The 11,648-nt window shown below is 66.6% G+C and carries 10 protein-coding genes; all 10 read left to right on the forward strand.

Annotated elements, in window-relative coordinates; translation table 11 throughout:
- The first annotated feature begins 4 nt into the window (after nucleotides 1-4).
- The 10 genes from murD to ftsZ all read left to right on the forward strand — a co-directional run bounded on the left by murD (nucleotide 5) and on the right by ftsZ (nucleotide 11,613).
- Nucleotides 5-1,342: a UDP-N-acetylmuramoyl-L-alanine--D-glutamate ligase gene (gene murD / locus ACODRZ_RS11680; protein WP_488970227.1), complete on the forward strand. Its 1,338-nt coding sequence runs from the start codon at nucleotides 5-7 to the stop codon at nucleotides 1,340-1,342.
- Nucleotides 1,342-2,532 (forward strand): FtsW/RodA/SpoVE family cell cycle protein, encoded by a 1,191-nt coding sequence (locus ACODRZ_RS11685; RefSeq protein ID WP_488970226.1) that lies wholly within the window; start codon nucleotides 1,342-1,344, stop codon nucleotides 2,530-2,532. Before murD ends, ACODRZ_RS11685 begins: the two co-directional genes overlap by 1 nt.
- Nucleotides 2,529-3,788 (forward strand): undecaprenyldiphospho-muramoylpentapeptide beta-N-acetylglucosaminyltransferase, encoded by a 1,260-nt coding sequence (gene murG, locus ACODRZ_RS11690; RefSeq protein WP_488970225.1) that lies wholly within the window; start codon nucleotides 2,529-2,531, stop codon nucleotides 3,786-3,788. The genes ACODRZ_RS11685 and murG overlap by 4 nt, the downstream gene beginning before the upstream one ends.
- A gap of 121 nt (nucleotides 3,789-3,909) precedes the next feature.
- Entirely contained in the window at nucleotides 3,910-5,331 is a 1,422-nt protein-coding gene (murC, locus tag ACODRZ_RS11695; protein ID WP_488970224.1) for a UDP-N-acetylmuramate--L-alanine ligase, read from the forward strand.
- Nucleotides 5,328-6,227, forward strand: coding sequence for a UDP-N-acetylmuramate dehydrogenase (gene murB / locus ACODRZ_RS11700; protein WP_488970223.1), 900 nt, complete (start codon nucleotides 5,328-5,330; stop codon nucleotides 6,225-6,227). Before murC ends, murB begins: the two co-directional genes overlap by 4 nt.
- Nucleotides 6,224-6,739, forward strand: coding sequence for a DUF4262 domain-containing protein (locus tag ACODRZ_RS11705; RefSeq protein WP_488970222.1), 516 nt, complete (start codon nucleotides 6,224-6,226; stop codon nucleotides 6,737-6,739). The genes murB and ACODRZ_RS11705 overlap by 4 nt, the downstream gene beginning before the upstream one ends.
- Nucleotides 6,736-7,680 carry a D-alanine--D-alanine ligase gene (locus tag ACODRZ_RS11710; protein WP_488970221.1) on the forward strand — a complete coding sequence of 315 codons (945 nt, stop codon included), beginning with the start codon at nucleotides 6,736-6,738 and terminating at the stop codon, nucleotides 7,678-7,680. The genes ACODRZ_RS11705 and ACODRZ_RS11710 overlap by 4 nt, the downstream gene beginning before the upstream one ends.
- The gene (locus ACODRZ_RS11715) at nucleotides 7,677-8,630 is read left to right on the forward strand and encodes a cell division protein FtsQ/DivIB (protein WP_488970220.1); all 954 of its coding nucleotides are present in this window, start codon (nucleotides 7,677-7,679) and stop codon (nucleotides 8,628-8,630) included. Before ACODRZ_RS11710 ends, ACODRZ_RS11715 begins: the two co-directional genes overlap by 4 nt.
- Nucleotides 8,630-9,910: a cell division protein FtsA gene (gene ftsA, locus ACODRZ_RS11720; RefSeq protein WP_008830196.1), complete on the forward strand. Its 1,281-nt coding sequence runs from the start codon at nucleotides 8,630-8,632 to the stop codon at nucleotides 9,908-9,910. Before ACODRZ_RS11715 ends, ftsA begins: the two co-directional genes overlap by 1 nt.
- A gap of 179 nt (nucleotides 9,911-10,089) precedes the next feature.
- Complete coding sequence (gene ftsZ, locus ACODRZ_RS11725) at nucleotides 10,090-11,613, forward strand: cell division protein FtsZ (RefSeq protein WP_488970219.1); 1,524 nt, start codon at nucleotides 10,090-10,092, stop codon at nucleotides 11,611-11,613.
- The last annotated feature ends 35 nt before the right edge of the window (nucleotides 11,614-11,648 follow it).

The raw sequence follows: 11,648 nt of genomic DNA on the forward strand, positions 1-11,648 counted from the left end.
TCGGGTGATCGTCTCCTCCATCTTCGCCGGCAAGCGCTACGCGGTCCTCGGCCTCGCGCGTTCGGGCCTCACCGCCGTCGCCACGCTGGTCGAGAGCGGGGCGCACGTCATGGCCTGGGACAGCCGCGACGAAGCGCGCCAGCAGCTGTGCGAGTGGACCGACTGCGGCAAGGTGGAACTGGCCGACCCGGTCAGCGCCGACATCACCGGCTATGACGGCGTCGTCGTCTCGCCCGGCGTACCGCTGAACCGCCACCCCATCGCCGAAGCTGCCGAGCGTGCGGGTGTGCCGGTGATCGGCGACATCGAACTCTTCGCGCTGGCCAGGCAGAGCTTGCCCGCGCACCGCGTGGTCGGCATCACCGGCACGAACGGCAAGTCCACCACAACCTCGCTGGTCCACCACCTGCTCGACGTGGCGGGCGTGCCCGCGCGCGTGGGCGGCAACATCGGCGTGCCGGTGCTGGGGCCTGAGCCTCTTCCCGAGGGCGGCGTCTACGTGCTTGAACTGTCGAGCTATCAGATCGACATCACCCGCAGCCTCGATTGCGATGTGGCGGCGCTCCTCAACATCACCCCCGATCACCTTGACCGCTACGATGGGTTCGAGGCTTACGCCGCCTCCAAGGGGCGCCTTTTCTCCATGCAGGGGCGTGAGCGCCAGGCGGTGTTCGGCGTCGGCGACAAGGAGACGCGGTCGATCGCTCATATCGAGGCCGCGCGCCGCGCGCCCGGTCTTGTGCGGTTCGCTGACGGCGCCGATCTTGTCGAGATCCAAAAGGAATGGCCCTCCCTGCAGGGGCCGCACAACCTCCAGAACGCCGCTGTGGCCGTCGCCATCGTCGAGGCCCTGGGGGTGAAGAAGGCGCAGTGGCGCAAGGGTCTGCGCACCTTCAGCGGCCTGCCGCACCGCATGGAGCGCGTCGCGGTGGCGAACGGCGTCACCTACATCAACGATTCCAAGGCAACCAATCCGGCCTCCACTGCACCCGCGATCGCCGCCTTCCCACCCGATCCTGAGCCGCGTATTCACTGGATTCTTGGAGGTCTGCCCAAGGGCGACAACCTCGATGAGTGCGTGCCCTTCTTTGGCAACATCGCCGCCGCTTATACCATCGGTGACGCCGGACCGCTGTTCGCCGAGATTCTTGCACCTTATACACAGGTCCACCGCTCGGAGATGATGGCGGAAGCCATCCGCCAGGCGATGATAGCGGCAAAGCCCGGCGATGTCGTGATGCTGTCTCCGGCCTGCGCCAGCTTCGACCAGTTCCGCGACTACGAAGCGCGTGGATTAGCCTTTCGCCAGATTGTCGAAGCGCTTTTGGAGGAACAGGGCTGATGGCCACTCTCGCGCCCACTCCGAGCGCGCAGCGCTATAATCGCAACCGCCGCAGCCAGCTTGCTATCTGGTGGCAGGAGATCGACCGGCCCACGCTGGTGCTGGTCCTGATCCTGATGGCTATCGGGGCGGTGGCGGTTGCTGCTGGCTCTCCGGCCAGCGCCAGGCGATTGTCAACCTCGGTCGAGAAGCTACGCTCGCTGCACTTCTTCTACCTGCACATGCGCTGGCAATTGGTCGGGCTCTTCGCGATGTTCTGGGCCTCCAGCCTCTCGCGCGAGAATGCGCGCCGTTTCGGCATCCTGCTGGCGGGCGCGATGCTCTTTGCGCTGGTACTGGTGCCGGTGGTCGGTTCGGAAGTGAACGGTGCCAAGCGCTGGCTGCGTTTCGGCATCTCGCTCCAGCCGTCCGAATTCCTCAAGTGCGGCTGGCCGATCCTGCTTGCGTGGATCGTGTCGTGGCGTGCGCGTGATCCGAATATCCCGGTTGTCGGTATCTGCTTCGCACTGATGGGCCTGCTCGGCGCGCTGCTGATGCTGCAGCCCGACTTCGGCTCGACGATGCTGTTTTCCGGCGCCTTTCTGGTGCTGATTCTGCTTTCGGGCATCGACGTGAAGCGCATCGGCATGTTTGCGGGGGCAGGCGTCCTCGGTCTTGTCCTTATGTATTTCACCTATGACAACGGCCGCAATCGCATCGACAATTTCCTGTTCGGGGGCTCGGCCTTCGACCAGGTCGATCTGGCCCAGCGCACCATCCTCAACGGTGGGTGGACCGGGCTCGGCTTCTGGATGGGCACGCGCAAGATGGCGCTGCCCGAGGCGCATACCGACTACATCTTTTCCGTCATTGGCGAGGAGTTCGGGCTGCTTGCCTGCATGGTGATCGTGGTGCTCTACCTCGCCATCCTGACGCGGGTGATCCTGCGACTGGTGGACGAGGAGGACCTGTTCACGGTGCTGGCCGCATCGGGCTTCGCCGCGCAGTTCGGCGGGCAGGCCTTCATCAACATCCTCGTCAACCTGCAGCTGTTCCCGTCCAAGGGCATGACCCTGCCGCTTATCAGCTATGGTGGTTCGTCCACCGTGGCGATGTGCCTGAGCATGGGGCTGCTGCTGGCGGTTACGCGGCGCAACCCGTTCATCCAGCGCGAGAAGTTCAGCCTGCGCGCCATCGGAGATATGTCATGAGTTCGGTTTCGCGCCACTATGTGCTTGCGGCCGGCGGCACTGGCGGACACCTGATCCCCGCCTTCGCGCTCGCCGCCGAACTGCACGCGCGCGGCCACCACGTCGCGTTGGTGACCGACGAGCGCGGCGCCGCGATCCCCGGCAAGCCTGACTACTTGACCACCCACGTCCTGCCGCAGGGCCGCATCGCGGGGAAGAACCCCCTCGGCTGGCTCAAGGGCGCGAAGGGCGTGCTGGCCGGTCGCCGCATGGCGTTGCGCCTGTTCGAGAGCTTCGAACCGACCGCCGTGGTCGGCTTCGGCGGCTATCCGGCGATGCCGACGATGCTGGCCGCGCGCGCCGCGAAGCTGCCGATCGTGCTGCACGAGCAGAACTCGGTGCTGGGCCGCGTGAACCGCTGGTTCGCCAAGAAGGTGGACGCCATAGCCACCTCGGCCGAGAAGACCGAGAAGCTGGACCCGGCGCTGGCTGGCAAGGTCACCGTCGTCGGCAACCCGGTGCGCGAGGACGTGCTGCGCCTGCGCGAACAGCCGTTCCCCGAGTTCACCGAAGACAGCCTGTTCCGCATCCTCGTCACCGGCGGCAGCCAGGGTGCGCGGGTGCTGTCGGACGTCGTGCCCGAGGGGCTGGCGATGCTGCCCCCGGCGCTGCGTTCGCGCCTGCAGGTGATCCAGCAGGCCCGCGCCGAAGACATCGAGCGGGTGCGCGAGCGCTACGCTGCGCATGGCATCCCTGCCGAACTCGCGACCTATTTCGAGAACATGGCCGAGCGGCTTGCCGGTGCGCACCTGTTCATCGGCCGCTCGGGCGCCTCGACAATTGCGGAACTGACCGCCGTGGGCCGTCCGGCGATCCTGATCCCGCTGCCTTACGCGATGGACGACCACCAGAGCGTCAACGCGCGCGAGATGGTCGCGGGCGGCGGCGCGCGGGTGATCCGCCAGCCGGCGGTAACCACCGAGAATCCTGACGCTTGCAAGGGCGACAAGCGCAATGCGCTGCTCAGCGAACAGGCCGAGGTCCATCAAAAGATGGCCAAGGACTTGTGCCTGCAGATTCAGGCGATCGCCCAGCATCCCGAGACGCTGGCGAATGCGGCGCATGCCTCGTGGAACTGCGGCTATCCCAATGCCGCGCGTGATCTGGCCGACCTCGTCGAGAGCTTCGGCGCGGCGCCGATCATGGACGTCATCAGAATGGAAAAGGCTTCTGCGCCGCAAGGTGGCGAGGCGCTTGCCCGTGAGGTGGCGCCGTGATCCTTCGACAAGCTCAGGATGAGCGGAACTTTGTGTATTTGGCGGATATGAATATCATCCACGTTCTCTCCACCCCGCTCATGCTGAGCTTGTCGAAGCACCGTCGGCAAGGCGCCCCCGCATGAAGGGCGTCGGCACTGAAATCGGGACCATCCATTTCGTCGGGATCGGCGGCATCGGCATGTCGGGCATCGCCGAGGTCATGCACAACCTCGGCTACTCGGTGCAGGGCAGCGACATTGCCGAGGGTTATGTCGTCGAGGGCCTGCGCGCGCGCGGGATCAAGGTCTCGATCGGCCACGCTGCCGAAAACGTCGAAGGTGCGGCGGTGGTCGTCACCTCCACGGCGGTGAAGCGTGAGAATCCCGAGGTCGTCTACGCCCTCGAACACCGCATCCCGGTGGTGCGCCGCGCGGAAATGCTGGCCGAACTGATGCGCCTCAAGAACACCGTTGCGGTGGCGGGCACGCACGGCAAGACCACGACGACCTCGATGGTCGCGGCGCTGCTCGATGCGGGCGGCGTGGACCCGACCGTCATCAACGGCGGCATCATCAATTCCTACGGATCAAATGCGCGTCTCGGCGCGTCGGACTGGATGGTGGTGGAGGCCGACGAGAGCGACGGCTCGTTCCTGCGCCTCGACGGTACGATCGCGATCGTCACCAACATCGATCCCGAGCACCTCGATCACTACGGCTCTTTCGAGAGGATCAAGGAATCGTTCGTCGAGTTCATCGAGAACGTGCCGTTCTACGGCGCGGCGATGCTGTGCATCGATCACCCCGAAGTTCAGGCGATCATCCCCAAGGTGCGCGACCGCCGCGTGGTGACCTATGGCTTCTCCGCCCAGGCCGACATTCGCGGCGAGAACGTGACGCCGATCCCCGGCGGCAACCGCTTCGACGTGGCGCTGCGCCAGCGTGACGGCTCGTTCCGCCGGATCGAGGGCATCGAGTTGCCGATGCCGGGCCGCCACAACGTCCAGAACGCGCTCGCGGCGGTGGGCGTGGCGGTGGAGATGGGCTGCTCGGACGCCTGCATCCAGACCGGCTTCTCCAAGTTCGGCGGCGTCAAGCGGCGCTTTACCAAGGTCGGCGAAGTGGAACTGGACGGCGGTTCGGTCACTGTGATCGACGATTACGGCCACCACCCCGTCGAGATCCGCGCCGTGCTGGCCGCCGCGCGTGAGGGCGTGAAGAACCGCGTCATCGCCGTGGTGCAGCCGCACCGCTTCACCCGCCTGCGCGATCACATGGAGGACTTCGAAAGCGCCTTCAACGATGCCGACGTGGTCTATGCTGCCCCCGTCTACGCGGCGGGCGAGCAGCCGATCGAGGGCGTGGACAGCGCCGCGATGGTCTCGGGCATGAAGGCGCGCGGGCATCGCTCGGCGCAGGGCATCGCCGGGCCGGACGCGCTGGCCGATGCGCTGGCGGGCTCGATCCAGCCGGGCGACATGATCGTGTGCCTCGGCGCGGGCGACATCACCAAGTGGGCCGCCGGCCTTGCCGACAGCATTCGCGTGCGGAGGGCGGGGTGACACTGACGCTCGATCAGACGGCGGTTCGGGGCAAGCTGACGGCGAATGCGCCGCTGGCCCCGCTCGTCTGGTTCAAGGCGGGTGGCCATGCCGAATGGCTGTTCGAGCCCAAGGATCTGGCCGACCTGCAGGACTTCCTGCGCGCTCTGGACCCGGCGGTGCCGCTGATGGCGCTGGGCCTCGGCTCCAACATGATCGTGCGCGACGGCGGCGTTCCCGGCGTGGTGATCCGGCTGGGCAAGGCCTTCGCCAAGGTCACCAAGCTTGATGACGTCACGCTCGATTGCGGCGGCGGGGCGAGCGGCATCCTCGTCTCCTCGACCGCGCGCGACGCGGGGATTGCGGGCGTCGAGTTCCTGCGCTCGATCCCCGGCACCGTGGGCGGTTTCGTGCGGATGAACGGCGGCGCCTATGGCGGCGAGGTGAAGGACATCCTGATCGACTGCGACGTGGTGCTGCGTTCGGGCGAACTGGTGACGCTGGGCAACGCCGATCTCGGCTATACCTACCGGCATTCCGAGCTGCCCGAAGGCGCGGTGGTCGTCTCCGCGCGCTTCAGGGGGCGCCCCGGCGAACCGGCCGCGATCCAGGCCGAGATGGACCGCATCTCCGCCGCGCGCGAGGCGTCGCAACCGCTGCGTTCGAAGACCGGCGGCTCCACCTTCAAGAACCCCGAAGGCCACGCCGCGTGGAAGCTGGTGGAAGAGGCAGGCTGTCGCGGTCTCTCGCTCGGTGGCGCGCAGGTCAGCGAGAAGCACACCAACTTTCTGCTCAACACTGGCGAGGCCACCAGCGAGGACATCGAGAACCTCGGCGACGAAGTGCGCCGCCGGGTGAAGGACAAGTCCGGCGTCGATCTCGAATGGGAAATTCAACGGGTAGGAACCCGCCCATGAGAGATGATCGCCTGTCCCGCCACGAACAGCAGATTCTCGACAACATCGAGGAATTCGGCTGCCACATCACCGTCGTCACCCCGCCCGAAGAGCCGGACGAGGACGATGAGGAAGATGGCGAAGAGCAGTTCGCCTACTCGGTCGGCTTTCGCACCACCGTCAGCCAGCCCGAGGTGATCGTGTTCGGCTTCTCGACCGAACTGTCCGCCGCCGTCATCAACGGCGTGCTCGACATGTGCCGCGAGGGGCTGGTGCTGGAGGACTGGAAAGAGATCGACGGTCTCCTCAAGGGCCACCGCTGCATGATCCGTGAGGTCGAGCCCGAATGCCTGATCCCGCACTACTTCAACTCGGCGATGTGGTACGCCGAGCATGAGGGCGAGGAGATGTCCCGCGCGATGCAGATCGTCTGGCCGGGCGTGGACGACGGCCTCTTCCCCTGGGACAAGGGCTGCTCCGAAGCTGTCCGCGACCTTCAAACCCCGCTTTACCGAACGAGTCTGAATTCATGAGCCTGAATCTCTTGCATGTCGCAGTCCTGATGGGCGGTTGGTCGAGCGAACGCCCGGTCTCGCTGATGAGCGGCGAGGGCGTGGCCAAGGCTCTGGAATCGAAGGGCCACACCGTCACCCGCATCGACATGGACCGCGACGTCGCGCTGCGGCTGGCCGAGGCGAAACCCGATGTCGTGTTCAACGCCCTCCACGGCGCGCCGGGCGAGGACGGCACAGTGCAGGGCATGATGGACCTGATGGGCCTGACTTACACGCATTCGGGCCTCGCGACATCGGTGATCGCGATCGACAAGGAACTGACCAAGCAGGCGCTGGTCCCGCACGGCGTGCCGATGCCGGGTGGCCGCGTGGTCAAGTCCGCCGACATTCACCTCGCCGATCCGCTGCCGCGCCCCTACGTGCTCAAGCCGGTGAACGAGGGTTCGTCGGTCGGCGTCGCCATCGTCACGGCAGAGGGCAATTACGGCAACCCCATCGCGAAGGACGTGACGGGGCCGTGGCAGGAATTCGCCGAACTGCTGGCAGAGCCCTACATCCGTGGCCGCGAACTGACGACCGCCGTGATCGGCGACCGCGCGCTGCTGGTGACCGAACTCAAGCCCAAGTCGGGCTTCTACGACTTCGATTCCAAGTACACCGACGGCATGACCGAGCACGTCTGCCCGGCGGACATTCCCGACGAGATCACGCAGGCCTGCAAGGACATCGCCTTGCGCTCCCATCAGTTGCTCGGCTGCAAGGGCACCAGTCGTTCCGACTTCCGCTGGGACGATACGCAGGGGATCGAGGGGCTGTTCCTGCTCGAAGTGAACACCCAGCCCGGCATGACTCCCTTGAGCCTCGTGCCCGAGCAGGCGCGCGCCTGCGGCATGGACTATCCCGAACTCGTCGAGGCGATCATCGCCGAGGCGCTAAGCGACAAAGCAAAGGCCAAATGAGCCAGACCATCCGGCGCAAGGGCACGACCGCCCGCAAGGCCGCCGCGCAGGCAGGCGCGCAGCGCAAGGTGCGCGTCGCCAAGGCGCGGACCGGATCGGCGCTCGATTCCGTCATGGCGTGGCTGCCATTCTCCGAAGGGCAGCTCCACAAGATCTTCCTCGTCGCCATCCTCGGCGGCGCGGCGGCGCTCGTCTGCGTGGTGGCCAGCTTTGCCGGGCTGCCGGGGCTGGCCGGGCACCAGATGGCGCTCGTCGCGGGGCAGACCGGATTCGAGGTGAAGCGCGTCGAAGTGCGCGGCGTCAAGAACATCAACGAACTCAAGGTCTACGAGAAGGCGCTGGCCGAGCGTGATCGCGCAATGCCGCTGGTCGATATCGAGGCGCTGCGGCAGGACCTGCTGACGCTGTCGTGGGTCAAGGACGCGCGCGTCTCGCGCCAGTTGCCTGATACCCTTGTCATCGACATCGTCGAGCGCGAGCCGCATGCGGTGCTGCGCAAGGCCGACCGCTTCGTGCTGATCGACGAGACGGGGCATGAACTGGAAGCCATCAGCCGCAAGGATGCGGGCGGCAAGCTGATCGTCTCCGGCCCCGGCGCGGGGCAGCAGGTGATCGCGCTCGGACACTTGCTGGAGGCTGCGCCCGCGATGAAGCCGCGCGTGTCCGAGGCGGAATGGATCGGCAATCGCCGCTGGAACCTGACGTTCCAGTCGGGGCAGGTGCTTGCGCTGCCCGAGGGAGATCGCGAGTCCGCCGGGGCGCTGGTCACGTTCGCGCGGCTCGACGGCACCAACCGACTGCTCGGTGGCAAGGTGACGGCGTTCGACATGCGCGCCAAGGACCGCATCTACATGCGCGTGCCGGAGCAGGACGGGCAGGAACTGGCCTTGAAGGCGGGCTCGGTTCCGCACACCGGCGCCACCGAAACGACGGCGGGGGAAGAACAGTAATGGCTAACCAGCGCATCACCCGCGTGTTCGGCGCGGTCAACATCGGCTCCTTCCGGATTTCCGCGATCGTTGCGGGGATCAACGAGGTCGGCGACATGGTCGTGCTCGGCTCGGGCCACCGCGCCAGCCAGGGCATCAAGCGCGGCTTCGTCACCGACATGGCCGCAGCGACCTATGCCGTGCGCGACGCCATCGACCGGGCCGAGAAGATGGCCGACACCGCCGTCCAGAAGGTCTGGATCGGCTGCTCGGGGGCAGGGCTCGCCAGCCGTATCGACCAGTTCGACGCCGAAATCGGCGGCCGCCGCATCGAGCAGGAGGATATCGACCAGCTGCTCATCTCCGCCAAGGACGTGATCCAGCCGGACGGGCGCATGGTGTTGCATGCGCAGCCCGCGCAGTACAGGCTAGACGGCGCGCACGGGGTGATCGACCCCAAGGGCCTGCACGCAGAGCGCCTCGGCGTCGACATCCACATCATGCTCGCGGACGGCGCGCCGATCCGCAACCTGACCGAAGCCGTGCAGTCCGCGCACCTCGAAGTCGAGGCCGTCGTCGGCTCGCCGATCGCGGCGGGGCAGGCGTGCCTTTCGCCCGAGGAGCGCGATCTTGGCGTCGCCCTCGTCGAGTTCGGCGGCGAGGTCACGAACGTCGCGATCTACGAGCAAGGGATGCTCAAGGACATGATGTCGATCCCGATGGGCTCGGCGGACATCACCGACGCCATCGCCTCGGCCTTCGGCATCCGCCGCTTCCAGGCCGAGCGGCTGAAGTGCGTCAACGGCTCGGCCATCGCCAGCCCGCACGATCACCGCGAGATGATCCCGGTCAACGCGCCGGGCGAGGAAGGCACCGGCCCGATCGCCCGTCATGCCGACGACAAGAACCGCATCCCGCGCGCCGAACTGATCGGCGTCATCACCGGCCAGCTTGGCATGTTGATGGAAGAGGTAAACAAGGCGCTCAAGACGATGCGCTTCACCGGCCAGCGCGGCAAGCAGGTGGTCTTCACCGGCGGCGGCGCGGAACTGGTGGGGCTGGCCGACTATGCACAGGCCGCGATCGGCAAGCCGGTCCGCATCGGCAGGGTCGCGCACCTCTCGGGGCTGGCCGAGGCGCATGTGAAGCCGGGCTTCTCGACGCTGGCAGGGCTGGTGCTCTACGCCGCTGCCGACCCGCAGGACATCCGCTCACTGGGGCGCAGCCACCAGAGCACTGTCCGCCTCGGCAAGCTGGGCATGGTGGGCCGTGTCTATCAGGCTTTGCGCGAATACTTTTGACCGTTTCGAAGGCCTTGAAGACCAGCCGTGCAAACCGGACGACAAACGCGGAGGAAATGGCGGAATTGGCGGCTTTGGCTGTGGACAAAGGTTTATGGTCCTTTGCCTAGACGAATCGAAGCGTGCAATCAGAGTGGTCAAGGAATTTTCTTCGCGCGACGTGCCTGCAGGAGAGCGAAATGAGCATTAACATCGGACCGCCGGCTATCGAGGAGCTTCGTCCTCGCATTCTCGTCATCGGCGTCGGCGGTGCGGGCGGAAACGCGATCGCCAACATGATCGGCGCCCAGATCGAGGGCGTGGACTTCGTGGTGGCCAACACCGACGCACAAGCGCTGAACAACTCGATCGCGGAAACGCGCATCCAGCTCGGCCCCGAGATCACCCAGGGCCTCGGCGCCGGTGCGCGCCCCGAAGTGGGCCGTGCGGCGGCAGAGGAAACCCGTGAGGAGCTGGAGCGCCTGCTCGACGGCGTCCACATGGTCTTCATCGCAGCCGGCATGGGCGGCGGCACCGGCACGGGTGCGGCCCCGATCATCGCGCAGGCCGCGCGCGAGAAGGGCGTCCTCACCGTGGGCGTCGTCTCCAAGCCGTTCATGTTCGAAGGCACGCGCCGCATGCGCGCTGCGGACTCGGGCATCGAGGAACTGCAGAAGCACGTCGATACGCTGATCGTCATCCCCAACCAGAACCTGTTCCTGGTGGCGAAGGCGGAAACGACCTTCAAGGAAGCCTTCACGCTCGCCGACGAAGTGCTCCAGCAGGGTGTGCGCTCGATCACCGACCTGATGATCATGCCGGGCCTCATCAACCTCGACTTCGCGGACGTCCGCTCGGTCATGGGCGAAATGGGCAAGGCGATGATGGGCACCGGCGAGGGTGAAGGCCCCAACCGCGCCCTCGAAGCCGCCGAACGCGCCATTGCCAACCCGCTGCTCGACGGCGTGTCGATGCAGGGCGCTAAGGGTGTGATCATCTCGATCATCGGCGGCGACGACATGAAGCTGCTCGAAGTCGACGAGGCTGCCAACCACATCCGCGAACTGGTCGATCCCGACGCGAACATCATCTGGGGTTCGGCGTTCAACCCGGACCTGCAGGGCAAGATCCGCGTTTCGGTGGTCGCCACCGGCATCGAGCAGACCACGGAAATGGCCGAGATCGCCTCACGCCCGCTGAACCTGGGTGCCTCGCGCGGGCTCGCCCGTCCGGCACTGCAGACACCGCCTGCGGCGCCGACCTATCAGGCGCCGGTTACGCCGCCAACCGCTCCGGTCGCGGCGCCCGTGGCGCAGCAGTCGGCCCCGGCACCTGAACCCGCGCCGTTCGTCGCTCCGTCGACCGAACTCGAACTCGGTGCCGAGGACGAGGCACAGCCCACTTACGCTCCCGCAGCGACGCCGAGCTTTGCCGGTCTGCGTGGAATCCAGAAAGAGCCGCTGGATCTCAGCTTCGAAGCTCCGGCAGAGCCTGTCCCGGCACCCCGGCGGACGCAGGACGAACTGCTGCTCGACGGCGGTCAGGCCGCTCAGGCTCCCGCTGCGGCGGCACCGCGCGTCAAGCCCGCCAGTGGCGGCAGCACCCTGTTCGAGCGCATGACGAGCCTGTCGCGCCCGCGCGCGGGTGCAGAGCCGGCTTCGGAAGAGGAAGATGCAGGATCGATCAGCATCCCGCGTTTCCTCGGGCGCCAGAATAACCAGTAAATCGTGAGAGGCGGGGGTGCCCCGCCTCTCGCTCC

Source organism: Novosphingobium sp. FG90, from assembly GCF_057808725.1.

Coding starts and splice junctions, on each gene's coding strand:
- ftsA (WP_008830196.1), top strand. CDS start 8,630: ATGGCTAACCAGCGCATCACCCGCGTGTTCGGCGCGGTCAACATCGGC.
- ftsZ (WP_488970219.1), top strand. CDS start 10,090: ATGAGCATTAACATCGGACCGCCGGCTATCGAGGAGCTTCGTCCTCGC.
- murG (WP_488970225.1), top strand. CDS start 2,529: ATGAGTTCGGTTTCGCGCCACTATGTGCTTGCGGCCGGCGGCACTGGC.
- ACODRZ_RS11685 (WP_488970226.1), top strand. CDS start 1,342: ATGGCCACTCTCGCGCCCACTCCGAGCGCGCAGCGCTATAATCGCAAC.
- ACODRZ_RS11705 (WP_488970222.1), top strand. CDS start 6,224: ATGAGAGATGATCGCCTGTCCCGCCACGAACAGCAGATTCTCGACAAC.
- ACODRZ_RS11715 (WP_488970220.1), top strand. CDS start 7,677: ATGAGCCAGACCATCCGGCGCAAGGGCACGACCGCCCGCAAGGCCGCC.
- ACODRZ_RS11710 (WP_488970221.1), top strand. CDS start 6,736: ATGAGCCTGAATCTCTTGCATGTCGCAGTCCTGATGGGCGGTTGGTCG.
- murC (WP_488970224.1), top strand. CDS start 3,910: ATGAAGGGCGTCGGCACTGAAATCGGGACCATCCATTTCGTCGGGATC.